We start from the raw sequence: 25,827 nt of genomic DNA, 5'->3' as shown, positions 1-25,827 counted from the left end.
ATATAGAAACAATAGTGCGGCGCGCTTAACTCATGGCCGGCATCCAGTCGGGCTGGTCGGGGGCGTCGGCGGGCAGCAGGAGCACCGGCACGGGGCAGCCGCGCAGGACTTCAGCCGTGACGCTGCGATGAAACAGCCGCCCCAAAAAGCTGCGGGGCCGGGCAATGAGCACCAGTAAATCGGCCTGGGCGTCGGCTACCGCCCGCAGCACCGCGGCGGCCGGGTCGTGGCCGGCATCGCCGCAGAGTTCCAGCGGCGCGGGCACCGGTAGTAGCTCGCGCAGCGACCCGCCCAGCCGCTCGGGCACCGGCTGCTCAAACCCGCTCGCAATATGCCGGACGTGGACAACCGAAAAAGCCGCTGGCCAACTCGCCAGTAGCGGGGCCAGGGCCAGGGAGGCCGCACTCAGGGCAAAGTACTCGGCATCGACGGCCACCAGCACGCGGCGCGGCAGGGCCGGCGGCGGGCCGGTTTCGGGTACCAGCAACAGCGGATGATGGGTAGCCCGCAGCACGGGCAGCAGGTGGTTGCGCAGCAGGTAGTCGGCCAGCCCCTGCTCGGCGCTCAGGCTCATGGCCAGCAGCAGGGGCTGGAAGCGGTCGATGGCCTCTTGCACGGCATAGGGCATTGGGGCGGCCAGCACCGTGGCCTCGGCGGCCGGCAGGCGTTCGGCCAGGGCCTGCAGGGCCTCGTCGGCGTCGGATTGCAGTTGGGGCAGGTAGGGCACCGGGGCAAACGCCATTTCAGACAACAGCATCGGGTCCTGGTACACGTGGACCAGCTCCAGCTGCACGCCCAGTGGCCCGCCCAGCACGGCCGCGTAGCGGGCCGCCTGCTCAGCGGCGGCGGAGTGGTTGACCAAAACGACAAAGGCAGGGTTCATGGCAAGTAGTTAGGCGAAAGGAGGGGCCAGCGCGGCACCGCGCCCGGCTGCGCTGTTAATGATTTACATCAGCCAACAGCTCAAGGCTTTCGGCAGGCTGCGATTCTGGGGCCGCCGGAGTTCGCACCTGCAGGTGGTTGTTCACGTCGCGGGCGCCAACTTCGTAAGCATCGGCGGCGGCTTGCTGGCGCTCGGGCCAGGTGTCCACGGTGCCGGTGAGGGTGGCGCGGCCGTGGCTTACCTGCACTTCAATGTCCTGGTCGTGCAGGCTGGCCGACCAGAAATGGCGCTGCCGGATGCGGCCGGCCAGGGCGTGGTCGGGGTTGGGGCCGCCGGCATGCGCGGCCGAACCGGTGCCGGGCCCGGCAAGGCCCGGTTGCGCCACCCGGTTGGTCAGGGCCAGCACGCCGCTGGCGCCGGCGGCTACGTCGCCCACCCGCTCGCGCTCAAACGCACTGCCCACCAGCCCCTGCACGGTGGCCTGGCCTTGGTGCACGCTCACTACGAAGTGGAAATGGCCCACGTAGGGGTCGCGGGCCAGCGCGGCTAGAATGGTCTGGCGGATGTCGGCATCTGGCACCAGGCGCTTCGGCCTTATCTTCAGTAGGTTGTGCACGTCGTGTACGCCCACTACGTGGCGGGCATCGCGCTCCGCTTCCAGCCGGGCACGCAGGTTGCTCACCGTGCCGGCCAGCGTCACCACGCCCTCGTGGGCCTGCACCAGGGTTTCGGAGCAGCGCACCCGCGGGTTGTGGTAGATGGTTCCGCGCACGGCCTTCACGATGGCCTCGTTGGCGCGGGGAGCAAACTTTTCGCCTCGCAGCTCGCTGCCGAGCGCCCAGTAGGCCACGAGCAAGTCGTGGGCATCCACGCGGGCGGCCCCGGTCTGGTAGGCAATGGCCACAATGTGGTCCTTCTCGGTGGCCGTGCCCACCGTGCCCAACAGATGTACCACCTGCTCGTGGGTCTGAACCTCCACCAGGGCGCTGTTCACGCGAATGTCCCAGTCGAGCAGCTCCCGGATTTGGGTGGTGATTTCGGCGTCAGAATTCACGATTTCTCCTTTTTGTATCGTCAGTCGCTCGGTAACGAAGGTGGTGACGCCCCGCACGCCCTGCAGCACGCGCAGCACCAGCTGCCGCTCGGCCCACGACTGCACCATGCCCGTGAGCGTAACCACGCCCCCGGCCACGGTGCAGTGCACGGCGTAGTCGGCGGTGGCGGGGTCGTCGGCCAGCGCGCCGCATACGTCGCGCTGTATGTCTGCGTCGGGCAGGTCGAGGGTTTGCACGGCCACGGTGCTGGTTACGCCGCGTACGCCGCGCACGGCCAGGGCAATTTCCTCGGCCCGCTGCCGGGCCAGCAAATTGTCGGTAAAGCCAGTCAGCGTGACCAGTCCCTCGTGTGTGGCCACGTCCAGCGCGTGCTCGTTCAGGCCCTTTTGGGTGGTGAAAAGGCGTTCGATGGCCGTGGTGATGTCGGCATCGGCCATGGTTTCACTCGGGGCGGCGGTTGCGGTCAGGATATAAGGCGTTTTCATGAGCTGGATGGGATGGGAAGGTGGAAAGGGGAGGGTGCGCGGTAGCTTTCGGGGTAGCGCAGCGCATAGCCCTGGCTGGCCGGGGGTGGCGAATGGATGTCCGCCGGAGAAGCAAGGCTCCAGGTCGCCTGGCAGGGTTTTTACAAAAGTCTGCCAGAGCCGTCCCGGGCCCCATGACGAGAATTGCGGCATCGCGTGACATTCGTCAACTGCCGCACAGGTGTCGGCTACGCCGCCCCTTGCTGCCAGCCGCCGTAGCCGCCGAGCTGGACAACACAGCGAGGAAGTAGTGCACGAGGCCGACAAGGTGCTGATTAGCGCGGCGATAGCTGAGCCGTCTACGATGCCGGGCCAAACAGGCCCCGCCGAATCACCGTGTCGCGGCCGTACACATCGGGCAGGAAACGCAGGCGGCCGTTTTCGGCGGTGCAGGTGGCGTAGCGGATGTAAATAGCAATGGGCCGACCAGGCGCAACTCACGCGGGCGGGGCTGGCGGGCGCACTCCTCGTCGGAGGGCAGCCGGGCGGTATTGCCCTCGCGGCGCAAGAGGTAGGTGGCCAGCAGCAAGGGGTTTTCCAGGCGCACGCAGCCGTGGCTGAGGGCCCGGGCCGGCTGGGCAAAATACTGGCGCAGCGGCGTGTCGTGCACGTACACCGAATAAGGGTTCGCGAAACGAAACACGATGTTGCCCAAGGCGTTCTCGCAGCCCGCCGACTGCCGAATGGTATAGCCAAAGCTTTGGGCCGTGACCGCGGCCCAGTTCACGCCAGTGGCGTTCACCAGCCGACCCTGGCCGTCGTAGAGGGCGTAGTTGTGGCGGGCCAGGTAGCCCGCATCTTTTTTGAGGCGGGGCAGTATTTCCTTCGTGGCAATGGAGCGGGGCACGTGCCAGTCGGGGGCCAGGGTGAAGTGCGTGAGGCGGCTGCTGAGCGTGGGCGTGCGGGTACCGGGCGCGCCCACCACGACTCGGTGGCGGCGCACCACCGAGTCGTGGGCCACCACCAGCAGCTCGTAGGCCGGCACGTTTATCAGTACGTAGCTGGAGTCGGCCAGCGGCTCCCAGCGCCAGCGCTCCAGGTTCACGGCGGCCTGCTCAAACTGCCGTTGCCGGAGCGCGGCCGAATCCGGTGCAGCCGGCTGGGCCAGCCACCGGGCCAGGGCCGCTTGCAGCAGCCGGTACTCGCGGTTGGTTGGGGCGTTGGCCAGCAGCGCGGCGGGCACCGCGTGGCGGTTCAGGGCCGCCCGCAGCAGGGCGGCCGGCTGCCCGGCCGCGCCGGCCGCTTTTTCCTTTGCCGTCGGGGTGTACGGATGCAGGCGCCCGCGCCCCAGGTCGCGGCCGAAGCGCAGCGCCGCCTGGCTCAGGGCCACGTCCAGCCGGGCGCGTTGGCCGGCCTGCAGGAGGGGCAGCGTTGGTTGCTGGAGCGAGTCGCGCAGGGCCTGGAGGCCGGCCACGTCGTAGTCGGCCGGGCGCAGGCCGTGCTCGGGGGCGCGGGCCAGCAGCGCCAGCGTGGCGTGGGCATCAGGATTGAGGCTACCCGTGGGCAGCGTCCAGGCCACGGCGTAGGTGCTGTCGTAAAAGGCCCGCACCGCCTCTTCTCCGGCCGGCACAGCCCGGAGCTGCTGCCGAATCAGGAGGCTCACAGGCTCCGGTTCTGGCGCCACCCCCACCAAGGGGCGCGCGGACGCTACTGCCGGCACTTGGCCCGGGGCCGTGCCGCACCCTGCCCCAGCCAAACCCAGGCTTACGCACAAGGCGCCCGCCAGGCGTGACCGAATAAAATGCAGTAGCATCGACCAAGTAAAAAGGGACATAGCGGGGTGGTTGATGTAAAAAAGCTCCTCGCCAACTAGCCCGGCTCACGCGGTACCCAGCCTTGAATTGAGCCCAACTCCGGCAGGGTGCAAGGTTCGGCGCCTGCCGCCGCGAATGGCATGACAGATATTACCCGAACCCGTGATTTTTACCCGTCCTCAATCACCAGCCACGCCCCAGACACGACCTCGGGGCATGGTTGGGCGGCAAAGCGCGGCGTACTTGAGGGAGTTGCCAGGTGGGGAATTATGCGGCAGCTCCCAGGTAGACGCGAAAAGTAGCGCCTTCGCCCACCCGGCTTTCCACCTCGATGCGGCCGCCGTTGGCCTGCACCAGGCGGTTGACGAGGTAGAGGCCCACGCCGGTCCCCTCCGTGTGGTCATGGAAGCGGCGGAACAGCTGGAACGGGTCGGGGCCCAGCGCCGCGGCATCGAAGCCCAGGCCGTTGTCCTGCACCCACAGCACGGGCTGGCCGGCATCAAGCCATAGCGAAACGTGCACCCGGGCCGGACGGGCGGGGTCGGCGTACTTGAGGGCGTTGCTGAGCAGGTTCAGCACAATGGTGCGCAGCGGGGCGCGGGGGTAGGAAACCACCGGCTGGGCTTCAAAATCGACCGTGACGCGGGCCTGAGCGGCGCGCACCTGGGGCTCCAGCACCTGCAGCACATCGGCCACCAGCTCTTCCAGGGCCAGGGACTCGGGGGGCGCGTGGGTGGCCGGCTGCATCTGCCCCAGGGCGGCCAGGTCGTCGAGGGTGGTGGTGAGCTGGCGCAGGTTGCTGTCAATCATGGGCAGGAGCACCTGTTTCTCGGCCGGGTCGGTGAAAGTGACGCCGCGCTGCAGCTCCTCGAAGAGGCCGGCCAGGTTGAGCACGGGCAGCTTCAAATCGTGGCTGGCCGCGTACACGAAGCTGTCCAGGTCGGCGTTGGTACGGGTCAGGCGGGTGTTGCTGTAGCTCAGGGCCGCGTTGGCCAGCTCGGTGTCGACGTGGGTCACCTGCAGGGTGGCGTAGGCCAGGGCCAGCTCCCGGCCCAGCTTTTCGAGCAGCTGCCGGGCCCGCACCGACTCGCTCACGTCCGTGGCCACCACCGTGATGCCGGTGCGCCGCCCTTCGTGGTCCACCAGGGGCTGGTAAACAAAGTTCCAGTACACGGTATCGCGCTGGCCGGCGCGGTCCAGCGTGGAGGGCAGCTCGCGGGCGACGTAGGGCACGCCGGTGGCCAGCACCCCATCCAGCAGCTCCTCAAAGCCTTGCCCGGCCGCTTCGGGCAAGGCTTCGAACAGCGGCTTGCCCAGCACCTGGTCGGCCGTGCGGCCCCAGATGGCGCACACGGCCGGGTTGGCCAACTCTATCACGTAGCGCGGGCCCCGGAAAATAGCCACCGCCACCTGCTCGCGCACCCGCACTTGTTCGGTTACGTCGAAGGCGCACACGGCCACGCCCACCACGGCGCCGTTTTTGCGGAAGGCCTGGTAGGTGAAATCAAAAAATCGCTCGCGCGGGCCGTGCGGGCCCACGTCGTGCAGCGGCATCTCCTGGCCGTGGTAGGGCTCGCCGGTCTGGTACACCCGGTCGAGCAGTGCGCCAAAGCCCTGGGCCTCAGCTTCGGGCAGGGCCTCGGCCAGCGCGCTGTCCTGCAGTGCCCGGCCGGGGTACAGGCGCTGGTAGGCGGCGTTGAAGTAGTCGTAGCGGTGCTCCGGCCCGCGCAGGATGCAGATGAGGGCGGGCGTCTGGTCGAAAACCGTGGCAATGGCCGTGCGCTGCTGCTCCGACTCGCGCAGGGCCGTTTGCAGCTGGCTGGTGCGCTCGCCCACGCGGGTTTCCAGCTGGCGGTTTAGGGCGCGCAGGGCCTTCTGGGCTAGGTGCAGTTCGGTAACGTGGCTTCTGATGTCGGTGTTGGCCGCGGTCAGGTGCGTGTTGGCCCGGGCCAGCTGCCGGTTGGCTTCCGAGAGCTGCTCAATGGTGGCGTCCAGCTCCGCGTTCGTCACATGCAGCTCTTCATTGGTTGTGGCCAGCTGCGCGTTGGCCACGGCCAGCTGCTGCGCGGTAGCGGCAGACGTGGCCACGGTCCGGGCGCGGGCGTTTACGTGGTCACTCACGTTGTAGGCAAACAGCAGCAGGCCCGAAACCGGGTCGAGCGGCGCGGTGCGCACGGCCTGGGCGATAAACGTGAAGTACACCGGGCCCCGCGGGCTGGGGTGCACCGCGTCGAGGTACGCTATTTCTTCGAGCGAATGACAAATAGCACCGGTGCGGTACACTTCGTCGAGCAGCCCGAAAAAGGCTTGCTCGCGAAGCTCGGGCAGCGCGTCGCGCAGCAGCAACCCCGCCAGCAGCCGGTTGCCAAAAAGCTTTCGAAACAGTTGATTGGCCACCGTGACCATGTGGTCGGGCCCCGACAGGCTGGCCACACAAGCCGGCGAGTCCCGCAGCAGCGCGTCGAGGCGCTGGCGTTGCGCCGCGGCTTCGGCGCGGGGTATGGGGTTGGCAGGAACTGTCAGAAAATCAGGGCTTAGCTGGCCCACACGGGTCAGGCAGGAAAGGTACGCATTTCGCCCCGGTAACCGGCCAGCGGGCTCAGGCCAGCTTCTTTTTCCGGAACTGCAAATCGCCGCTCAGCGCCTCGTGCCCCAGAATGGAGGCGTGCACCACGCGGGCCTGCTCGCCGGCGTTGGCGGCTTTCTGAAAAAACAGCTCGGCCACGGCCGGCTCCTTGTTTGCCGCGTAGTGCTGGCCCAGGTTTTGGAGCAGCATGCTGGTTTCTTCCAAGCCCCGCATGGACTGGTAGAGTAGGCTTTCCACCGACTGCGTGACTTCGCCCAGCAGGGCGCTGACCGTGTAGGCGTGCCCCGTGTGGCAGCGGTAGCGAATGAGCTTGCCCTCAATGAGCTGGGTGAGAGCCCCGTGGCAGTCCGGGCAGGTGAAGGGCGTGAGCTTGCCCTTGTCGATGATGCCCAGCTCGAACCCGCCGCCCTGCTTGGCAATGGTGAGCTCGATGCGCAGCAGGTCGAGCTGCGCGGCGGGCAGGTGGGGCTTGCCGGGGGCCCGTTCCGTGGTCAGGCGCACGAGCAGGCTGCCTAATTCGGCCAGTGGCACCAGGTAGTCGGGCTTCACGAATTCCAGGGCGTTGGTGGGCATAGACGGCTGCTCGGCGTCGTGGGGGTCCTGCACCACGGCCAGGCCGCCCATGCGCTGCACGCTCCACAGGCCGGAGGTGCCGTCGTCGAGGTAGCCGGTGAGAATCACTCCAATCACGCGGGGCCCATAGGTGTAGGCCGCCGAGCGAAACAGCGCGTCAATGGAGGGCCGGAACCGATTTTCTTTGGGCCCGCGCGTCACCAGCACCGTGTTGCCTTCGAGCAGCAGGTGGTGGTCGGGCTGGGCCACGTAAATCACGCCCGGCTCAATGGTTTCGCCGTTTTGCGGGTGCCGAGCCTTCAGCGCCGATACCGAGCTCAGCAGCTGCGGCAGGATGCTGGGCGAGTCGGGGGCCACGTGCTGCACTATAAAGATGGGCGCTGGAAAGTCAGCAGGCAGCGTTTTGACGAGCTCCAGCAGGGCCGAGACCCCCCCGGCCGAGGCTCCGATAACAACGATGTCCCGGCGGTGGCGTCGGGTTGGGCGGGTAGTGGGCGTGGGCATAAAAACCAGTTAAGATGAAGCCAGGGCAAGCTGGTGCGTAGCCTTACGCAAACCAGTCGCTTACCGGCGCATTCTCACCGTTCATACCGCAAATGGGAGATGCTCTACTTGCAACCTCTGCCGCCGACTGGGGCTCTTGCTCGCAAAAAAAGCTTTTTTTCAAGTCTGCTTAAACCAAAAAACCACGGCCAATTGGCCGTGGTTTTTTGGTGTGAAGTGCGTAGCTGGCGTCGCGCCGGTTACTCAATTACCACGCGCTTGGTGACGGATGAGGTTCCCGTTTGCAGGCGCAGCAGGTACACGCCGGTGGCCAGCTCAGCTGTTGGCACCGCAAAGCGGGCGCCGCTCGGGGGCAAGGCGGCTGACTGCCGGTGCACCACCTGGCCCAGGGCATTCAGCAGCTCGGCCTCGACGCGGCTAGCGTTGGCTACCGCGGGCACCGTCACCGTGAAGCTGGTGCGGGCCGGGTTGGGGTACACCGTTACCTGGGCCGCGCCCAGGGCACCCTGGGTGGCCAGGGCCGTAGCTGGCCGCAGCACGATGGCGAAACGCCCATCGGCCGCCGTGGGCGTGGCCAGTGTGAAAGCGTAGCGCGTGCCAGTCGCCAGGGGAAGCAGCGTGCCGTCGGCGGCATCGCGCAGGTACACGGCCGTGGTGCCGAAGTTGGCCAGGTCGGCCGCATCGAAGGTGAAGCTGCCCGCAGCAGGCACGGCCAGCGACAGCGGCAGCACCACCTCGGCGGTGCCGGCCAGCGGAGCCAGGCCCTGAATGGCGAGCTGGGTGTTCAGGACCAGCGACGCCAAGTTCAGGCCGGTCGAGTTGGGGAGCTTGACCGCATCGTACTCAGCATCGATGCCGGCCGTGGCTCCCGCTTGCAGGTAGAGGTAGGTCTCGTCGGACAGGCCCGCCCCGGCCACGCGCAGGCGCAATTGCGGGCGGGCATCGGCGGTTGAGCGGCCAAAGGCGTTCTGAGGGCCAAAAGTGGTGATGCGGTTGGCATTGGTCAAGTTCACGGCACCGGCCGTGCCGGCCGTTGCGACCTGCACGAAGTAGCCGGAGCCCGCCTCAATCAGCGGCGAGGCGCCCCCGATGCCGTTGAGGTACGCGCGGTAAGCGCCCGCGTATTGGCCCGTGCTCTGAAACACGTACATGGCCGCGCCAACCCCGGGGCGCTGGGCCGCCGCGACGGTGCTCCAGTCGAGGGGCGAGGGGTAGGGGTTGCCCAGCAGCTGCCAGCCAAAATCGTCGCTGGCGCTGGTGCGCGCCAGGGTGCCCGAGCTTTGGGCTCCCGTGTTGAACGTGCCCGTGAAGCGCACGGGGGTGGCGGTGGCCGGGGCGTTCACGGTATAGCCGCGGTTGGGCTGCATGGGCTCGCTCAGGCTAGCGGGCGAAAACCACCCCTTGTCAAAGTTGCTGTAGTTCGAAGTCGTCGTTGCAATGCGGTCCTGGTCATAGCCCAACACCGTGGGGAAGGGCGTAACCGCGCTGGGCGTAGCGCTGGTATTATACGCCGGGTTCACCACGGGCGAGAAGCCGCCCGTGCGCAGGCTGTCGAAGGCCACCGCCTGTACCGGCGAGCTAAAGTGGCGGTAAGCCGGCCCGGTGGTGACGCCGCCGGTAAGGGCGCGCTGCATCGAAGCCGTGGTGCCATTGACGACGCCGCCCGTGTTGTCGACCAGGGCAGTGCCCGCGGCCGACGAGCGGAGCAGCAGGCGGCGGGTGCCCAGCGTCAGGTTGCCGCGCTGCAGGCGCACGACCTGGGCCACGCTAACCGGGTTGGTGAGGGTGAGGGCCGCGCCGTTGTTCACGGTGAGGGTGCGCACGCTCCGGGGCATGAGCGCGCCCGTCGACTGGTTGCTGCGCCCGGCAAACACGTAGTTGGCGTCGGTGCTGAGCGAGATGGCGGGCAAGCCCGTGAGCAGGAAAGCGCCCGAGCCTGTATTTGTGATGCCCGCAGTATTCGTTTCGATGAGCGTAGCGCCGGCACTCAGCACAAAGCGGCCGGGGCCCTGGATGTAGTAGCTAACGGCATCGGTCGTGACCGAGCCTCCGTTTTGCACCGTCATCACGCCCAATACGTTGAGGTTGTCGTTGAGCGTCGCAGCGCCGGTGCTGGTCACCGTCACGTTGAAGTAGGTGCCGCCAATGGCCTGCGGCGTGCTCACCACCAGGTTGGTGAGGGCCTGGGCGCACAGCGTAAAGTCGCCATTACCGGCCTGCCCGTTGTAGGGGAACACGCGCACGTAATATGTCTGGCCGGCCACCAGGTTGGTCAGGAGCAGGTTTTCGTCGCCAGGCCCAACTTCGTCGGTGCAGCCCACGCTGCTCAGGCTGCCGCAGCTCCCGCTGAATAATTCCAGCACGGCATCAAACGAGCTGCTGGCCGTGAGGGAATAGATGGAGCCCGTGGCCACGAAGCGGTACCACACGTCATTGGCCGAGGAGCTGGTGGCCCCGCTGCACGCGCTGGGCGGCTGCGACTGCGTGGCCGAGAGCACGTTGCCGCTGATGGAGTTGCAGCCCACCCCGGCCGTGAGCGCCACCGCCGAGGTGCACTCGTCGTTGGCCGGCTGGGTGTTGAAGGTCAGTGTTTCGACTGCGCTGAAGCTGGGCGTGCTGCAATTGCTGGCGATGCTCACCGTGTAGGTCGTGCCTATTGTGAGGCCCGTGAGCGTGAGCGGCGAGCCCGTTATCGTTTGCGTAGTGGTGGCCGGCGAGGTCGTGACGGTGTAGCTCACCGGCCCCGAGGTGCTGGGCGTGAACGAGAGAATGGCCGAGGTAGCCGAAGCCGATGTCAGGCGCAGGTCGGTGGGGGCGTTGCACACGGCCGGGGCGGTGGTGCTAAACGACGTGCTGACTGCGGCCGACAGGCCGTCGGCGCCGCAGTTGCCCTGCACAAACACCGTGTACGTGGTGCCCGCCGTGAGGCCGGTGAGGGTGGCGGTAGTGCCCGTCACCGTTTGGCTGGTGGTGGCGGGCTCGGTGCGGATGGTGTAGCTGGCCGCGCTGCCGGCAAAGCTCAGGCTCGCCGAATTGAGCGTCACGTTGCTGATGGCCAGGCTGCTCGGGGCCGCGCAAGCCGCAGATGTCGTGATGGCAAAGTTGCTGTTCGAAATATCGAAGAAGTAGTTGTCGGCGGCCTCTACCATGATGCGGGCCGTGGTAGTGGCCACGTTGGGCAGCGTCACGGCTTCCGAACCATCGTTGGCGGTGCCGCTTAGCAGCAGGGTGGGGTAGGTGAGGCCGCCGTCGGTGCTGAGGCGAATGTTCACAGTGGCGCAGTTCACGCCGTTGGCGGTGGTGCCGGCAACGTCCCAGGTAATGGCCTGGCTGCTGCCCCCAGCCAGGCTGAGGCTGGCCGCGTTGGGGTAGGTGACGAGGAACGGCCCGGCGGTGCTGGTGCTGCTCAGCGTGACCACGCCGCTGCTGTTCACCCCGCCAATGGTGCCCTGGCTGCCGTTGTTCTGGTCGCGCACCGTCACGCGGAAGCGCAGCGGGCGCGTCACCGTGGGCAGGCGCTCGCCGAAGACGGTGGTGTTGGCCACCAGGCTGCTCAGGCGCGGGAAGTAGCGCGTGGGGTCGGCCGTGGGGGTGAAGGAGCGAAACAGCGGAATGGCTAACCCGTCAACTTGCGCATCGGTGGGCGAGCCGCCCGCGACCACGCGGTCGAATTGCTCCCAGCAGTAGCTCAGGGTACCGTTGTCGGGGTCGAAGGCGCTGGCCGTGAGCTTGAAGGGCGTGCCAATGGGCAAGGTTTTGCCGCTGGCTGGCAGCGTGATGAGGGGGGGCGAGTTGCCGGTGGCAGCCGTTGCGGCGCAGCTGGTGGTGGCCAGGTAGGCCTGAATCTCGTCGTAGCTGGCCACGTGGAAATACGCGTCCGAGTTGGGCTGCAGGTTGTTGGCCGGGCCGCAAATGCCCGCGTAGGCCATGATGGTCGAGCCCGAGCCGGGCTCGAAAGCCGTGCTCGTGTTGCGGTTGCCGCCGCCGCAGCTGCCCGACACCCCGTTGAAGGTGTGGTTGGCACCGAACTGGTGCCCCAGCTCATGGGCCACGTAGTCGATGTCGAAGGCATCGCCCACGGGCGACGAAGTGCCGGTTGTGCCCCGGGCTTTTTGGTTGGCGCGGCACACCACGCCCAGGCCCGCCACCCCGCCGCTGGCCGTGCTAAACACGTGCCCAATGTCGTAGTTGGCCGACCCAATCAGGGCATCGATGTTGGTTTGGTTTTGGGCCAGCAGAGCGTTGTTGGTATTGGCGTTGGTGTAGGGGTCGGTGGCGGCGTCGGCATACACCAGCGTTTCAGTGTTGGGCACGAGCACCAGGCGCACGGCCAATTCTTTCTCGTACACGCCCACCACGCGGTTCACCGACGTGACAATGCCTGCAAAGGCCCCGCTCACGGTGCCGCCCTGAAAGGCCGTGTATTCGCCGGTAGCGGCCATCGCCAGCCGGTAGGTGCGCAGCACCGGCCCACTGGTGCGCAGGGCCGCGCCAGCGGGTGCCGCGGTGCGGGCAGCCCCGCCGGTAGTTTCTTCTACCTCACACGCGAAGCTGCGGCCCGGCATGGCTTGCTTCCAGAAGCTGAGGTAGTGCTTGGTGTCGGTTTTCGCGGCGGGGTCGATGAAGAAGCTGCCGGTTTTGGCCGACAGCACTTGGGCGTGGAAGCCCCGCGGCGTCAGGTCGAGTCGTATCGTTGCCCCAGCATCGTCGAGGCCCACGCCTACGTAAGTCTTGATTGCGGGAAACTTCGCCGCCAGGGCGGGCGCCATTATGGGCGCTTCCCGCACCTCAAAGCGGCCGTTGGTGCCGTCGGGTAGGGGCAAAACGAGTACCAGCGGTTTGCCGACGTTCCTGCCTTCGAGTGGCGCCGTGGCCAAGGCCGTCCGTAGGCCCGATTCGTTAAGCGTGAGGGAACGAGCAGCCGTTAGGGCCGCTGCTAACGGCGAGGTGGTAGCCGCCCGCCGCGCCGCCGCGTCATCGCTAAAAAAACCTGCCGAGACAGGTTCCTTCTGCGCTTGGGCCGTGAAGGTCAGCAGCACTCCCAGCATTCCCAGCAAGTGCCGGGGCCTGGGGGGGGTAGACGCTGCCTCCCGTAGGTAGTCGGCCACGTAGCGTAAGTAGTAATTTATCATGAGGGAAACTGTCTGTGAATAAGGAATGGATGTGGTCAAATATACGGCTGAGCTAGTACCAAATACAGGCATGTTAGTCCCTATTTATACTGGTCAGGAAGTGGTTTGCGAGAATGAGGTAGAGACGCAACATTTTGCGTCTCCGGGACCACGCCGTTGAGGTGTGCTATTCACGTCGTTCAACGACGAGACGCAACAGATTGCGTCTCTACCTCCGCCAGCCGATTTTCGCATGCCACTTCGCGATGCGTATATGTTAGCTATTGGAATAGTCTGGCGGGAGCGGACAGTGCAATGTCTCACACTTCCTGCCCATGAGGCATTTTAGCTGCATCGCCGCTCAGCTCGGGCTTTCTGGCTCCCCTCGAAACTGCAAATCACAGTGCTGAATCAGGTGTTCGGTTTAGCCAGACCACCTCATTCGGTAGTTTCGTCCCATGGTAATTCAGAAACAGCTTCTGCTGCCGGCGATGGCCCGCGGCTTTCACCTCATCACCGACCACGTGCTGCGCGAGCTGCCCGAACTACGGCAGTGGAGGGCCGGCCTGCTGCACGTCTTTATCCAGCACACCTCGGCCAGTGTGTGCCTCAACGAGAACGCCGACCCGACGGTGCGCCACGACTTCGAGCAGTTTTTCAACCGCGCCGCCCCTGAAAAGGCGCCCTATTTCCACCACACCGCCGAGGGCCCCGACGACATGCCCGCCCACCTGAAAGCGGCCCTGCTGGGGAGCAGCGTCACCATTCCCGTCGTGGGCGGCCAGCTGGCCCTGGGCACCTGGCAGGGCATTTACCTCGGTGAGCACCGCAACCACGGCGGGCGCCGCTCGCTGGTCCTCACCTTGATGGGCGAGTAGGCCCCCCGTGAAGCAACAGGAGGGAAAGACCGGGCTAGAGCCTTAAAACGGGCCGCGTGAGAACCCGACCGGTATATTTGCTTTCTCCGTCCGGGCTGCTCTTAGGTTGTCATTCGTGCTGCCATACCTCTTCCAGCGCTTGGCCGCCTACCTTTGATATGTATATGAAAGAACTTCTGAAAAAGCTGCTGAAAACCCTACCCATTGCCTTTACCAAAAATCAGCAGTACGACCGGGACACGCAGCGAGTGATGCAAAAGGTGCTGCACCCCCAGGCCAACTGCGTGGACGTGGGCTGCCACAAAGGCGAGGTGCTGGCCCTCATGCTTCGCTACGCACCCCAAGGACAGCACTTTGGTTTTGAGCCCATTCCGGCGTTGTTCGAGGGCCTTAAAACGACGTTTGCGAACCACCCGAATTGCCATTTTTACCAACTCGGACTCAGTGACGCCCCGGGCGAAAGCACTTTCAATTACGTGGTGAGCAACCCGGCCTACAGCGGGTTTGTGAAGCGCAAGTACGACCGCGCCCACGAAGAAGACATGCTCATCACCGTGCGCAAAGAGCGCATGGACCAGGTGCTGCCCGCTGGCACACGCGTAGACCTCATCAAAATCGACGTAGAAGGCGCCGAACTGCAAGTGCTGCAGGGCGCCACGGCCATCATCAAAGCCAGCCGGCCAATTATTGTGTTTGAGCACGGCCTAGGCGCTTCCGACTACTACGGCACCCGCCCGGAGCAGATTTACGACCTGCTGACCAGCGCGGACCTCAACATGCGAGTGTCGACCATGGCGCGGTGGCGGACCGGAAAGCCGGCCTTTTCGCGGTCGGAACTGGTGCAGCAATTTGAGAAGGGCTTGAATTATTACTTCATTGCCTACCCGGCCGAGAAGCTGGCGAACTGATAAGGCTCATTTAACCAGGGCATGCTGCCCCGCTGCCCGCTACGGCAGCGGAATGCGGTAAGTAACCTCAGTAGCGCCGCCAAACACGCCAAACCCGTTCGCAATGTTAGAAAACAGCGGCGCGGGCTCGGCAAAGGGGTTGCCGTTGGTGTCGAGGTAGCGGCGCTTGGCGAGCAGAAAGCGGTAGGCATCCGGGGTGAGGGTGCTCACGGTCACTTCCATAAAGGCGGGCGTGGGGCAGGGCGCACCGGCAGGGCCCGCGCAGAATTCCTTGTTGTAAACGACGTTGGACGTGAAGGTGAACTGCTGCCCGTTGACGTTGGTGTCGGCATAGGGCGAGATGTCGAAATCGTCGGCGAAGGAGCGCGAAAGCTGGAAGCGGCCCACCTCAATGGTGTTTTCGCGGCTCGTAATGTCCAGGTCGACCGGGCGCCAGGCCCCGTGGCGGCCCTGCGCATCGACCAGCCGGGCGGTGGCCAGGTAATAATCGGTGGTGGCGGCGTTGTCCTGAATTGTGACCGAAAGGCGGGCCGGAACCAGGCTGCTGGTGCCAGAGCCCGGCAGCTGGGGCCGCGGGGCGAGACTGGCGTTGACAATCACCGCGGGGAAGGGCATGGTGAGCGTGCTGGCCACCTCGGGCAGGCCCGGCACCGTGGCTTGCAGTGAGTAGGTCTGGCCCGGCTGCACCAGCTGGCTCCGCCGCGGCCGGTAGTAGCCCGGGCCATTAAAGAAACTGCTGTTGGCCGCCGTGACGGCCTGAAACGTTTCCACCGGCCGGCCGGCTTGGTCAGCAATGCGGATAATCGCATCGGCACGGCCCAGTTCGCCCTGACGGCTGAAAATCTGCTGGCTGGCGCCGGCGTACAGCCAGCCCTCGGTGCGGTTGTTGAGCGTGTCGCCGGTCGGCTCATTACGCAGTAAGTACAACACCGAGGCGCGCGGCTCATGCGATGGGGTAGGCACGGCGATGTTGGTTTCGCAGCTGGCCAGCGCGGCGGCAGTCAGCAGCAGAACAGGGAAGAAGTGGTTTTTCATTGGGTGGGTAGCTTTACCGTCATGTCGAGCGCAGCCGAGACATTTCGCGTGCTTGAGTAATCCAATCGTAAGAATTACTGCTGCACGCGAGATGTCTCGGCTGCGCTCGACATGACGTTGTTCTGACTCGGCATCGCGCTGTCTGGTGAATAAGCTGGCTGGTGAATAATTAAAACCGGAAGCTTTTGCTGAAAGAAGGGATGATGGGGAATACTGACAGCTGCTTGTAGCCGGGCTCTTCCGTCACGTTGCCGCTGGCGTCCTTTTTGCCCACGCTCAGATAGAGGTAGTAGGGGTTGCGGCGGCTGTAGGCGTTGTAGAGGCTGAAGCTGTTCACGACTTCGCCCCACTTCTTTTTCTTGGTTTTGCTCAGGTCCAGGTCCATGCGGTGGTAGGCGGCCATGCGGAAGCTGTTGCGCGTGCCGTAGTCCTGGTAGGTGCCCAGAAAGGAGTTGGGGTTGTTGCTGAGCGCGAAGCGGCCCTGGGCCAGCGTGGTGGCGTTGCCGGTGCCGTACACCCAGGTGCCCGACAGGGTCAGGTTATCGCGGAGCTTGTGGATGACGACCAGCGAGGCGTCGTGGCGGCGGTCGTACTTGTAGGGGAACAGGCGGCCCTCGTTCAGCTCCGGGAAGCGGCGCGTGCTCCAGGCCAGCGTGTAGCCCAGCCAGCCGGTGGTGCGGCCCGATTTTTTCTGCAAAAACAGCTCGCCACCGTAGGCCCAGCCATTGCCGCTGGTCACTTTGTCTTCCCAGTTGCTGTCGGTGGTTCCCAGGAAGTTGGCGCCTTCCTGGTACTCAATCAGGTTGCGCATGGGCTTGTAGTAGGTCTCGAAGCTCAGCTCAAAATACTCGTCCCGGAAGCGCAGGTTGCGGGCCGCGCCCAGGGCAAACTGCTGGGCCTGCTGCGGCTTGATGCGGGCCGTGGCGGGCACCCACAAGTCGGTGGGCAGGCCGATGCCGCTGTTGGTGAGCAGGTGAATAAACTGCGTGGTGCGAGCGTAAGAGGCTTTTAGCGACCAGTCTTCGGTGAGCAGGTAGCGGGCGGCCAGGCGCGGCTCCAGCGAGGGGTACAGCTTTTTCTCCATGGCGAAGCCGTTGAGGCGCAGGCCGGCGTTCACCTTCAGCCGCTCGCTGATGCGGTAGTCGTCTTCCACGTACAGGCCGGCCTCGTTGCCCAGCTGCCGGCTCACGGTCTTGATTTGGCTGCTTACGTCGCCGGTGTTGTTGTCGCTTTGCAGGGCGCCGGGCCGAAACTGGTGCCGGATAAACTGCCCGCCGAAACGGATGTAGTGGTTGGGGTTGGGCGCGTACTCAAAGTCCGACTTCAGGCTGAAATCCCGGATATTGGACAGGTACTGCAGGCTAAACTGGTCGGTGCGCAGCTCGGTGCCCGCGCGGTAGCGGGTGGTTTCGGCGGTGCCCACGTCGAGCTGGTACTGGCTGTAGGTGAGGTGGGTGTTCACAAACAGGCGGTCGTTGATGATGCGGTTCCAGCGCAAGGCGGCCGTCAGGTTGCCCCAGCCCAGCTCCGAGCTGCTGCGCTTGGAGTCCTCGCCTTCTTCCCGGCTGGTGCGGATGTAGAACTCATCCAGCCCCGAATACGCGCTGAGGTAAAGGCGGTCGCGGGAGCTGACTTTCCAGTTGAGCTTGCCGTTCAGGTCGTAGAAATAATAGCCCAGGGTGCCGTCCTGCCCTTCCTGGGCCCGAAACTGGGAGTTGATTATCGGCCGGGCCAGCAGGTCGATGTAGGTGCGGCGGCCTGAGACGATGAACGAGGCCACGTCCTTTTTAATGGGCCCTTCCAGCGTGAGCCTGGACGCCACCAGCCCAATGGCACCCTCGCCGTGAAACTGCTGCATGTTGCCCTCCTTCATCGTAATGTCGAGCACCGATGACAGCCGTCCGCCGTAGCGCGCCGGAAAACCTCCTTTTATCAACTCCACGTTATTCAAAGCATCGGCATTAAAAACCGAGAAAAAGCCGAACAGGTGGGCCGCGTTGTACACCGGCGCGCCGTCAAGCAGAATCAGGTTTTGGTCGGGCGAGCCGCCGCGCACGTACAGGCCGCTTTGGCCTTCGCTGCCGCTTTGCACGCCGGGCAGCAGCTGCATCACCTTCAGCACGTCGGTTTCGCCGAACAGCCGGGGCAGGCTTTTTATCTGCGCGATGGGCACGCTGATGGTGCCCATGCGGGTGCTTTGGTTGATTTGCTCTTCGCGGCTGCCCACCACTTCCACGTCGGCCAGCGCGCTGCTGGCGGCCTGCAGGCCGAAGTCGTGGCGCACGTTGCCCGTGGCGGTTGTGGTCCAGCGGGCCTGCTCATAGCCCAGATAGGAGAGCAGCAGGCGCACCGAATCGGCGGCAGGCAGCGTGAGCGAGTAGAAGCCGTAGGTGTTGGTGGCAGTGCCCAGGCCGGTGCCCGGCTGCACCACGGCCACCCCAATCAGGTTTTCGCCGGTGGCCGCGTCACGCACATAGCCGCTGAAGGTGACCTTGTTGGGCCGGGCCGGGGCAGGTTTTTTGCGAATGATAATTTGCTGGTCGAGCAGCGTGTAGGTGAGGCCCTGCGCAGCGAGCACGGCATCGAGCACGCTCTTAACGGTCTGAGCGCCGGCCGGCGCTTTCACTGGCGCAGCAGCCGACACCACGTCGCTGCTGTAGCCAAAGGTGAGCCGCGTCTGCTGCGTGATTTCGGCCAGCACGCTGCCCAGCGTGCCGTTCGGGTTGCTTAGGCGGATGGTCTGAGCCAGGGGCGAAGCTTGGGCAGACTGTGCCCGTACCTGCTCTGGAAAGCTGGCCAAACAACCCAATAAAAAGACAAAGCGGAGCAGCCTGCCCACTGCGGTAGTGGTAGTAAACATGTTAAACAATTGATGTTATAAGTTTAGTGACGACGCTGGCGCTACTGGCAGCCGCCGCCTTCAAGGGTAGTAAATCCAGGTTGGGAAACGGCCTTGGTATCGAAGGTGAGGGCCAGGGTTTGCAGCACTTTGTCGAGTGGCTGGCGCTCAAAGGTTCCCGTGAAGTGGCAGGCGCCTAGCGCCGGAGCCTGCAGGCGCAGGTCGCGGTGGTAGTGCCGGGCCAGGGTGGCCACTACTTCCTGCACCGGCGCGTTGCGGAAGGTGAGCACGCCGGTTTTCCAGGCCAGGAAATTCAGGTCGCTGGTCGAGTCACGCCGCACCTGCTGGATGGCCGGGTCGTACGCCCCCGTCCAGCCTTTGGTGAGCAGCACTTCCTGGCCGGTCTGGCCGGGGCGAGCCAGCTTCACGCGGCCCGTTACCACGCTCACCTGCACGCCCTTCGCCGCAGGGGCCGTTACGTTGAAGGAGGTACCCAGCACCGTGGTTTCGGTGCCGTTGGCCTTGATGACGAACGGCTGGTGCTGCTGCAGGTGCACCACTTCAAAATAGGCCTCGCCCTCTAATGTCACTTCGCGGCGCTCTTCGGCAAAGGCAGTGGGGTAGGAGAGTTTGCTGCCTTCGTTCAGCCAGACCCGGGTGCCATCGGGCAAGGTGAGGGTTTTTTGCTGCTGGCCTTGAGTCTGCTGCGTTACCAGCGTGGGCTGTTGCTGCCAGTAGTAGGCCCCCGTACCCACGCCCAGGGTGAGCAGCACCGAAGCGGCAATGCGCAAGCCCCATTGCTGCCATTGCGGCCGGAGGGCCGGCGCCAGCTCGGGCGTTATCTCGCGGTTGACGTGCACGCCCACAAACGGGCTTTCGCGGCGCATGCCGACCTGCACGCGCTGCCACAACGCTTCCGAATCGGGCTGGGCCTGGGAGAAATCTTGGGGCGACTGCGCCCACACCCGTTCCAAGTGCTCGAACAGGCGATGATTGCGGGCGTCGGCCTGCCGCCAGGCCTGCACCTGCTGCTGCTCGGCAGCGGTGCATTCGCCCGCCAGGTATTTGGTCAGCAAGTCCCAGTCGGCCTCGGTGTTCATGCGTGCGGGGTGGCTAAGGGAGTAAGTTTAAAGCGGATGAATCGGAAGGAGGCGAGAAGTGCGGCAGCTTTAGCAAGTAGCGGGTTAAAGCACCTTTACTCCGGGTTCTATAGCTAAGGCGACAAAAGCAGCTGTTACCCCTAAAGACACTCCAAAAAAAATTAGTTGAGCATAGCCCTTTGAGGCAGGCGTGGCTTCACTGGCCTGGCTTTTACCCCAGAAGTGGTACTATCAATCCCCAGATTATCAGCATTTCATAGCCCTGTAGCCGGGTGCGGAGCTTTCGCAAGGCAATCCCCATCTGGGCTTCCACAGTTTTCACCGAAAGCCCGAGCTGCGTGGCAATTTCCTGATAGCTGAGCTCCGCGTTGCGGCTGAGCCTGAAAATAAGCCGGCACTTTTCGGGCAGCTCGTCCACGGCCTGGCCAATGGCTTCGGTCAGCTCTTGTGCTTGCAGGTGCGTATCGGCCTGGGTAGGCGTGGCTAAGTACTCGGGCAGTTCGCTCTCGGGCACTTGCCGGGCGTATTGGCTTTTCAGGTAGTCCAGCGCGCGGTGCTTCACGGCCGCGTATAGGTAACTCTTGAGCGAAGCGGTAATGGCCAGCTCCCGGCGCCGCTCCCAGAGGTAGAGCAGCACGTCCTGCACGAGGTCCTCGGCCAGCGCCGGCAGCTGCACATACTTCAGTGCAAACCGAAACAGCTCAACATGGTAGCGCCTGAACACCGCCGCAAACGCCTGCTCCTGGCCCTGCTGGAGCAGGAGCAGGAGTTCCGCGTCCGGGTAATCAAAGGTTTCTGATAGCATCGATTTTTAGCGAAGCCGTTCGCGCTGGCTCAACGGGGCCAATCAAGCGAACAAAGATTAGGCAGCTTTTGCAAAAAAGTGTAAGCCCGTTCGCCGATGTTTGCTGGCTCAGTTACGAAATACTCCATTCGCGGGGTTGGCCCCTTACACCTCCTGCCCGCTGTTGGCGTGGATGCCTGCGTAAGCAGGCTGTGGGTGTTCACGGCCGCGTTGTAGCCGCGAGTTAAGTACCTTCATCTACTTGGCCGCGTCCTAAGCTGCACCGATGGCATTGGCCAGTTGCTGGGTGTAGCGCGGTCCTTTTTGTCGGCACTGTTGCGAAGCCTGATGGCGCGTTTTATGCGCCACTTGAATCGAGTTTGACAGGCCGTAAGTGCTATGAGTAGATACACTCAGAGTTGAAAAGAGAGAAGCTTATTCCAGGTCGACATCGGGCGACAGCATGGTCTTGCCTCGAGTGGTCGGTAGGTTCGCGAACACCACCTCGGGCGCCTCACCAAGTTTGCTGTCGGCAGTTTCAATGGCGTTGCCCACCTTCCAATTCTACTAAAGAAAAGACTCGCTTCTAGTAGCGAATGATAATTTGTGCCCTGGCGAGGCGCGAGCGGGGACAGCAATTATTGGTTAGCTTGGGAAAGGCCCCGCACCCGGGGTGTTCCCGCTCAATGCAGGACAACACTAGACTTCAAATCTGTCCCCTGAGCTGTCCCCTAAAGATTCGATAAATGGAAAAGGCCCTGTAAGTGAGATACTTACAGGGCCTTTTCTTGCAAACTGGCGGTCTGGACGGGACTCGAACCCGCGACCTCCGCCGTGACAGGGCGGCATTCTAACCAACTGAACTACCAAACCGTTTGCCTCAGTAGAAAAACCGTGTGTTTTTCCGTTTTGGTGTTACAAAGGTAGGGGATAAAAACAACGGCCTGCAAGCCTGGGGGCAAAGTTTTTCTCAAAATGGGTGCTTGGGAAAGGTTGTTCGTTGTTTTTCAGGCTCATTAATTTTTGTGGGTTGCCGCTGCGATGGATGTTTTACCTTTGCCATCCGCCCGGCGAAGGACCTTTTCTGGCGGGGAGGGCCTAGATTCGTGCTTCTCCCAGTCGGCATCGTCTGTTTGTCGTGCTATTCCTCCGTCTTTCCATCCGAAAATATTCTGTAGTCCATGCTCCTCGATTTTGAACAACCCATTGCTGCCCTCGAAGGCAAACTCCTCGAAATGCAAAAGCTGGCCGAGGAGAGTGACGTCGATGTGTCCGAGGCCGTGGTGGCCCTGCAAGCCAAAATCAAAGCGCTCAAAAAAGAAACTTACGCCAACCTCACCCGCTGGCAGCGCGTGCAGCTCTCGCGTCACCCCGAACGGCCGTACACCCTGGATTACATCGAAGGCATGGCCAGCAAGTTTGTCGAGTTGCACGGCGACCGCACCGTGGGCGACGACAAAGCCATGGTCGGTGGCTTTGGTGAGATTGATGGCCAGACGGTCATGTTCATCGGGCAGCAGAAGGGCCACAACACCAAGCAGCGTCAGTATCGCAATTTTGGCATGCCTAACCCCGAAGGCTACCGCAAGGCCCTGCGCCTGATGAAGCTGGCCGAGAAATTCAACGTGCCCGTCGTCACACTCATCGACACGCCCGGTGCCTTCCCCGGCCTGGAGGCCGAAGAGCGGGGACAGGGCGAGGCCATTGCCCGCAACCTCAAGGAAATGTTTATGCTGAAGGTGCCGGTCATTTGCGTCATCATTGGCGAGGGCGCCTCGGGCGGGGCCTTGGGCATTGCCATTGGCGACCGGGTGCTGATGCTGGAAAACACCTGGTATTCGGTGATTTCGCCGGAGTCGTGCAGCAGCATTCTGTGGCGTTCCTGGGATTATAAGGAGCAAGCCGCGGAGGCGTTGAAGCTCACGGCCATCGACATGCAGAAAGCTGGCCTGGTGGATGGCATCGTGAAGGAGCCCCTTGGTGGAGCTCACACGGCGCCCGAGCAAATGATTGATACGTTGAAGAACACGCTGCTGAAAACGCTGAAGGAGTTAGCTGCTATTCCAGCAACTGAGCGCATCAGCCAGCGCATTGACAAATTCTCGGCCATGGGCGTAGTGGTGGAGTAGTCATTTATCAATTAACAATTACCATTTAACAAGCACTTTATCTGCGGCTTGCGAGGAATGAATAATTGCTTTTAAGTCCATTGTTAAATGTTAAATGACAACTGTTAAATGAAAATCCATACCCTCGACACCGGCTTGTTTAAACTTGATGGCGGCGCCATGTTTGGTGTGGTGCCCAAGAGCATGTGGCAGAAGCTCAACCCGCCCGATGCGAATAACATGTGTACTTGGGCCATGCGCTGCCTGTTGATAGAAGACGGTAGCCGGCTGCTGCTTATCGACAACGGCATCGGCGATAAACAGGACGAGAAGTTTCGGGGACATTTTTACCTGCACGGCGACGACACGCTGGAAAAGTCATTGCGCAAGCTGGGCTTCACAAGCACCGACATTAGCGATGTTTTTCTGACGCACTTGCACTTCGACCACTGCGGCGGTTCGGTACTGCGCCAACCCAATGGGACCCTGCAATTGGCCTTCCCCAATGCCACTTATTGGAGCAATGAGGTACACTGGGACTGGGCCGTGACGCCCAACCCTCGCGAAAAGGCTAGTTTTTTGAAAGAAAATATCCTGCCGATTCAGGAAAGCGGGCAGTTGAAGTTTGTGGACGTTCAAGCTGGCGTTCCCGCGGCGTTGCCGCAATTCCGCGAAATCATCATGGCCGATGGTCATACCGAAAAAATGATGGTGCCCGTGATGGAGTACAAAGGCCGCACGCTGGCTTTCATGGCCGATTTGCTGCCCAGCGTAGGCCACATTCCGCTGCCTTATGTGATGGGATATGACATGCGCCCGCTCATTACATTGAGCGAAAAAGAAGCTGTGTTGCGCCGGGCCGCCGATGAAAACTGGGTACTGCTGCTCGAGCACGACCCTATCAACGAAGCCTGCACGGTGCAGCACACGGAGAAGGGCGTGCGCTTGGGCGAAACCCTGCGCCTGGCCGATTTGTAAGCCAGTCCGTAGTTGCTGAGACTGGTTTTGCGTATCGTTCAGCGAAGCGTCCGGTTAGTATTGTTGCGATATTGGCACGAAGCACTTCCTGAGGGGTTATTCATCAAAAACAAACACCATGGCCCAACTGGGGTTGGCTTTATCGGGAGGGGGCGCGCGGGGCATTGCGCATTTGGGTGTGCTGGCCGCTCTCGACGAACTGCAGCTGCCAGTGGGGCAGCTGGCTGGGGTGAGTTCCGGTGCCATTGCCAGCGTGTTTTATGCGGCGGGCTTTCCGCCCCGGGAAATTCTGAAGCTGCTGCTGGGCACCAACCTGTTTCGGCTGACGCGGCCGGCTTTTAGTCGATTTGGCTTGCTGCATCTCGATGCAGTGGCGGAGCTAATAGCCCGCCAGTTGGGTGCCAAAGCGAATTTTGAGGACCTGGCTCTGCCGCTCACGCTTGTCGCCACCGACCTGATGGCGGGGGAGTCGGTCTATTTTAACACGGGGCCGTTGTTGCCGCCACTGCTGGCTTCCTCAGCCGTGCCCATTGTGTACCGGCCCGTAGAGTACCAGGGGCGGCAACTCGTGGACGGCGGCTTGCTCAACAACCTGCCCATTGAGCCCCTGCTGAACCAGGACGGCATCCGGGTGGTGGGGGTCAACTGCAACCCCATCAATCCCGCCGCTCATATCCCCAACTTTCGCCGCCTGATTGAGCGGACCCTGCACTTGGCCATCAACGCTAATACCACTTCGCGCAAAACCCAGTGCCACCTGTTGTTAGAGCCCCCCGAACTGCGTAATTATCGGCCCCTGGGCTACAAGCACGGGGCGGTGCTATTCGATATTGGCTACCAATACACGCTTGGGCAGGCTGCCGCTCTTCAAGCCCTACTTTAACATTGGGCGTGTCAGCTTGACCGCAACTTGCCATCTTTGTACCCTGTCCGTTTTCATTAGCGGCAGCATCACCTACATCTTACTCCACTAGCCTTCCCAAATGCCCGCCCGCAAAACTTCCACAACCTGGTACTACATCGCCAAATTCGTTTTCTGGGTGGCCGGCTGGAAATTGGGCGAAATCCATAATCCCGAAATCAAGAAAAGCATGATGATTGCGGCCCCGCATACCAGCAACTGGGACCTCATCATGGCCCGGGCCGCCTTCTACCTGATGGACGTGGACGTGCGTTTCACTGTCAAGAAAGAATGGACCGAACACTGGCTGCTCGGCGGCATGGTGCGGGCCGTGGGCGCCCTGCCCGTAGACCGCAGCAAGAACAATAGCCTCGTGGATGGCATGGTGAAGCTGTTTGACCAATACGAAGAGTTGGTGATTCTCATCACCCCGGAGGGCACGCGGGCCTACCAGCCGCGCTGGCGTAAGGGCTACTATTTTGCTGCCTTGGGTGCGGGCGTTCCCATCCGTTTGGGCTACCTCGACTACAAGCAAAAAGAAGCCGGCATTGGCGAAGCAGTGTACCCAACGGGCGACTACGAGGCCGACGAAGCCAAAATCAAAGCCTACTACCGCACCAAAACCGGGCGCTTCCCGGAGAAGGGCGTGCGCTAGCCGCGTATTCGGCCTTATCTTCCTGCTATGGAAAAGGTATACACCCTGCTTTGGATACTTATTGGTATCGGGGTTTTCGTGTTTCGCTTGATAGCGAAAGCGCGCGAAAACACCGCGCGGGAAAGCCAGGAACGGCCCCGCCGCCCCGGCAATGTGGCGCCGGAACTCCCCACCGCTACTTTCCAGGAATTGCTGAAACAGATGCAATCCCGAAACGCCGGGGAGCCAAGTACCGAAGCGCCAGTGCCCGCCCCGCGCCCCGCCGAAACGCTGCCCCAACCCACGGCTCCACGCACGCCAGGTGGCCGCAAAATGCCCCGGGAAACTGCCCGGCCCGCGCGCTCGCAAGAGCGCACCACTGTGCGCCAGGTATCATTGGAAGCCCCGGCCACGGCCCGCCCGCACACTCATTTGGGTCCGCCCATTCGTCGTTCGGCGGCTTTGCCCCGGGCTTCGTCCGAAACCCCGGCGTTACGTAACCGGCAGCCCACCGATGCGCCCGCTGTTTCTCCGCTAAACGAAACGGTGCGCCAAATGCTCGCGCGTCCCGAAAGCGCACGCGCCGCTTTTATTCTTGGCGAAATCTTTCAGCGCAAGTACTAGCCGCGGATAGTGGTTAAAGGGCGCTAGATAGTTTATTGGCTGCTTAA

At 63.3% G+C, this 25,827-nt stretch carries 17 protein-coding genes and 1 tRNA gene; 7 read left to right on the top strand and 11 right to left on the bottom strand.

Annotation, left to right across the window (positions count from 1 at the left end):
* Positions 1–25: 25 nt before the first annotated feature.
* The 6 genes from BMZ66_RS04510 to BMZ66_RS04485 all read right to left on the bottom strand — a co-directional run bounded on the left by BMZ66_RS04510 (position 26) and on the right by BMZ66_RS04485 (position 13,012).
* Entirely contained in the window at positions 26–883 is an 858-nt protein-coding gene (locus tag BMZ66_RS04510; RefSeq protein ID WP_092669373.1) for a universal stress protein, read from the bottom strand.
* A 55-nt stretch (positions 884–938) separates the two neighbouring features.
* Positions 939–2,423: a BON domain-containing protein gene (locus BMZ66_RS04505; RefSeq protein WP_177204593.1), complete on the bottom strand. Its 1,485-nt coding sequence runs from the start codon at positions 2,421–2,423 to the stop codon at positions 939–941.
* Between the two features lie 370 nt (positions 2,424–2,793).
* Positions 2,794–4,236 (bottom strand): L,D-transpeptidase family protein, encoded by a 1,443-nt coding sequence (locus BMZ66_RS04500; RefSeq protein ID WP_092669371.1) that lies wholly within the window; start codon positions 4,234–4,236, stop codon positions 2,794–2,796.
* Positions 4,237–4,483: 247 nt separating this feature from the next.
* Positions 4,484–6,763 (bottom strand): PAS domain-containing sensor histidine kinase, encoded by a 2,280-nt coding sequence (locus BMZ66_RS04495; RefSeq protein WP_092669370.1) that lies wholly within the window; start codon positions 6,761–6,763, stop codon positions 4,484–4,486.
* Between the two features lie 52 nt (positions 6,764–6,815).
* A complete protein-coding gene (locus tag BMZ66_RS04490) occupies positions 6,816–7,880 on the bottom strand; it encodes a chemotaxis protein CheB (RefSeq protein ID WP_092669369.1) in 1,065 nt (354 codons plus the stop codon).
* A 239-nt stretch (positions 7,881–8,119) separates the two neighbouring features.
* Positions 8,120–13,012 carry a reprolysin-like metallopeptidase gene (locus BMZ66_RS04485; RefSeq protein ID WP_177204592.1) on the bottom strand — a complete coding sequence of 1,631 codons (4,893 nt, stop codon included), beginning with the start codon at positions 13,010–13,012 and terminating at the stop codon, positions 8,120–8,122.
* A 437-nt stretch (positions 13,013–13,449) separates the two neighbouring features.
* Here BMZ66_RS04485 and BMZ66_RS04480 point away from each other — a divergent pair, with 437 nt between their 5' ends.
* Together BMZ66_RS04480 and BMZ66_RS04475 are read left to right on the top strand one after the other, a co-directional pair.
* On the top strand, positions 13,450–13,869 hold the full coding sequence (locus BMZ66_RS04480; RefSeq protein WP_092669365.1) for a secondary thiamine-phosphate synthase enzyme YjbQ: 420 nt from the start codon (positions 13,450–13,452) through the stop codon (positions 13,867–13,869).
* A gap of 164 nt (positions 13,870–14,033) precedes the next feature.
* Positions 14,034–14,777, top strand: a complete 744-nt coding sequence (locus BMZ66_RS04475; RefSeq protein ID WP_177204591.1) for an FkbM family methyltransferase — start codon at positions 14,034–14,036, stop codon at positions 14,775–14,777.
* A 39-nt stretch (positions 14,778–14,816) separates the two neighbouring features.
* Here the strand turns inward: BMZ66_RS04475 and BMZ66_RS04470 are convergent, their stop codons facing one another.
* From BMZ66_RS04470 to BMZ66_RS04450, 5 genes are all read right to left on the bottom strand, one after another.
* Positions 14,817–15,812: a DUF4249 family protein gene (locus tag BMZ66_RS04470; RefSeq protein ID WP_092669363.1), complete on the bottom strand. Its 996-nt coding sequence runs from the start codon at positions 15,810–15,812 to the stop codon at positions 14,817–14,819.
* A 169-nt stretch (positions 15,813–15,981) separates the two neighbouring features.
* Positions 15,982–18,672, bottom strand: a complete 2,691-nt coding sequence (locus BMZ66_RS04465) for a TonB-dependent receptor (protein ID WP_092669362.1) — start codon at positions 18,670–18,672, stop codon at positions 15,982–15,984.
* Positions 18,673–18,713: 41 nt separating this feature from the next.
* Positions 18,714–19,751, bottom strand: a complete 1,038-nt coding sequence (locus BMZ66_RS04460; RefSeq protein WP_092669361.1) for a FecR family protein — start codon at positions 19,749–19,751, stop codon at positions 18,714–18,716.
* Positions 19,752–19,962: 211 nt separating this feature from the next.
* Complete coding sequence (locus tag BMZ66_RS04455; RefSeq protein ID WP_092669360.1) at positions 19,963–20,556, bottom strand: RNA polymerase sigma-70 factor; 594 nt, start codon at positions 20,554–20,556, stop codon at positions 19,963–19,965.
* Between the two features lie 775 nt (positions 20,557–21,331).
* A tRNA-Asp gene (locus BMZ66_RS04450) sits at positions 21,332–21,408 on the bottom strand.
* 308 nt (positions 21,409–21,716) lie between these two features.
* Here BMZ66_RS04450 and BMZ66_RS04445 point away from each other — a divergent pair.
* The 5 genes from BMZ66_RS04445 to BMZ66_RS04425 all read left to right on the top strand — a co-directional run bounded on the left by BMZ66_RS04445 (position 21,717) and on the right by BMZ66_RS04425 (position 25,780).
* Positions 21,717–22,664 (top strand): acetyl-CoA carboxylase carboxyltransferase subunit alpha, encoded by a 948-nt coding sequence (locus BMZ66_RS04445; protein ID WP_092669359.1) that lies wholly within the window; start codon positions 21,717–21,719, stop codon positions 22,662–22,664.
* Between the two features lie 108 nt (positions 22,665–22,772).
* Positions 22,773–23,621 carry an MBL fold metallo-hydrolase gene (locus BMZ66_RS04440; protein ID WP_092669358.1) on the top strand — a complete coding sequence of 283 codons (849 nt, stop codon included), beginning with the start codon at positions 22,773–22,775 and terminating at the stop codon, positions 23,619–23,621.
* A 118-nt stretch (positions 23,622–23,739) separates the two neighbouring features.
* Positions 23,740–24,504, top strand: a complete 765-nt coding sequence (locus BMZ66_RS04435) for a patatin-like phospholipase family protein (protein WP_092669348.1) — start codon at positions 23,740–23,742, stop codon at positions 24,502–24,504.
* Between the two features lie 100 nt (positions 24,505–24,604).
* Positions 24,605–25,177 carry a 1-acyl-sn-glycerol-3-phosphate acyltransferase gene (locus BMZ66_RS04430; RefSeq protein ID WP_092669347.1) on the top strand — a complete coding sequence of 191 codons (573 nt, stop codon included), beginning with the start codon at positions 24,605–24,607 and terminating at the stop codon, positions 25,175–25,177.
* Positions 25,178–25,204: 27 nt separating this feature from the next.
* Positions 25,205–25,780: a hypothetical protein gene (locus tag BMZ66_RS04425; protein ID WP_092669346.1), complete on the top strand. Its 576-nt coding sequence runs from the start codon at positions 25,205–25,207 to the stop codon at positions 25,778–25,780.
* Positions 25,781–25,827: the final 47 nt, after the last annotated feature.

The sequence above is a fragment of the Hymenobacter arizonensis genome, assembly GCF_900115775.1.
Classification (GTDB): domain Bacteria; phylum Bacteroidota; class Bacteroidia; order Cytophagales; family Hymenobacteraceae; genus Hymenobacter; species Hymenobacter arizonensis.
Note: the sequence above shows the minus strand (reverse complement) of the source record. Positions and strands in the feature narration are given on the sequence as shown.

What these genes read in the sequence shown, in the direction of transcription:
- BMZ66_RS04480 (WP_092669365.1), top strand. Translation starts at nt 13,450, where the DNA reads ATGGTAATTCAGAAACAGCTTCTGCTGCCGGCGATGGCCCGCGGCTTT.
- BMZ66_RS04440 (WP_092669358.1), top strand. Translation starts at nt 22,773, where the DNA reads ATGAAAATCCATACCCTCGACACCGGCTTGTTTAAACTTGATGGCGGC.
- BMZ66_RS04510 (WP_092669373.1), bottom strand. Translation starts at nt 883, where the DNA reads ATGAACCCTGCCTTTGTCGTTTTGGTCAACCACTCCGCCGCCGCTGAG.
- BMZ66_RS04505 (WP_177204593.1), bottom strand. Translation starts at nt 2,423, where the DNA reads ATGAAAACGCCTTATATCCTGACCGCAACCGCCGCCCCGAGTGAAACC.
- BMZ66_RS04445 (WP_092669359.1), top strand. Translation starts at nt 21,717, where the DNA reads ATGCTCCTCGATTTTGAACAACCCATTGCTGCCCTCGAAGGCAAACTC.
- BMZ66_RS04490 (WP_092669369.1), bottom strand. Translation starts at nt 7,880, where the DNA reads ATGCCCACGCCCACTACCCGCCCAACCCGACGCCACCGCCGGGACATC.
- BMZ66_RS04455 (WP_092669360.1), bottom strand. Translation starts at nt 20,556, where the DNA reads ATGCTATCAGAAACCTTTGATTACCCGGACGCGGAACTCCTGCTCCTG.
- BMZ66_RS04465 (WP_092669362.1), bottom strand. Translation starts at nt 18,672, where the DNA reads ATGTTTACTACCACTACCGCAGTGGGCAGGCTGCTCCGCTTTGTCTTT.
- BMZ66_RS04460 (WP_092669361.1), bottom strand. Translation starts at nt 19,751, where the DNA reads ATGAACACCGAGGCCGACTGGGACTTGCTGACCAAATACCTGGCGGGC.
- BMZ66_RS04430 (WP_092669347.1), top strand. Translation starts at nt 24,605, where the DNA reads ATGCCCGCCCGCAAAACTTCCACAACCTGGTACTACATCGCCAAATTC.
- BMZ66_RS04485 (WP_177204592.1), bottom strand. Translation starts at nt 13,012, where the DNA reads ATGATAAATTACTACTTACGCTACGTGGCCGACTACCTACGGGAGGCA.
- BMZ66_RS04435 (WP_092669348.1), top strand. Translation starts at nt 23,740, where the DNA reads ATGGCCCAACTGGGGTTGGCTTTATCGGGAGGGGGCGCGCGGGGCATT.
- BMZ66_RS04500 (WP_092669371.1), bottom strand. Translation starts at nt 4,236, where the DNA reads ATGTCCCTTTTTACTTGGTCGATGCTACTGCATTTTATTCGGTCACGC.
- BMZ66_RS04470 (WP_092669363.1), bottom strand. Translation starts at nt 15,812, where the DNA reads ATGAAAAACCACTTCTTCCCTGTTCTGCTGCTGACTGCCGCCGCGCTG.
- BMZ66_RS04475 (WP_177204591.1), top strand. Translation starts at nt 14,034, where the DNA reads ATGAAAGAACTTCTGAAAAAGCTGCTGAAAACCCTACCCATTGCCTTT.
- BMZ66_RS04425 (WP_092669346.1), top strand. Translation starts at nt 25,205, where the DNA reads ATGGAAAAGGTATACACCCTGCTTTGGATACTTATTGGTATCGGGGTT.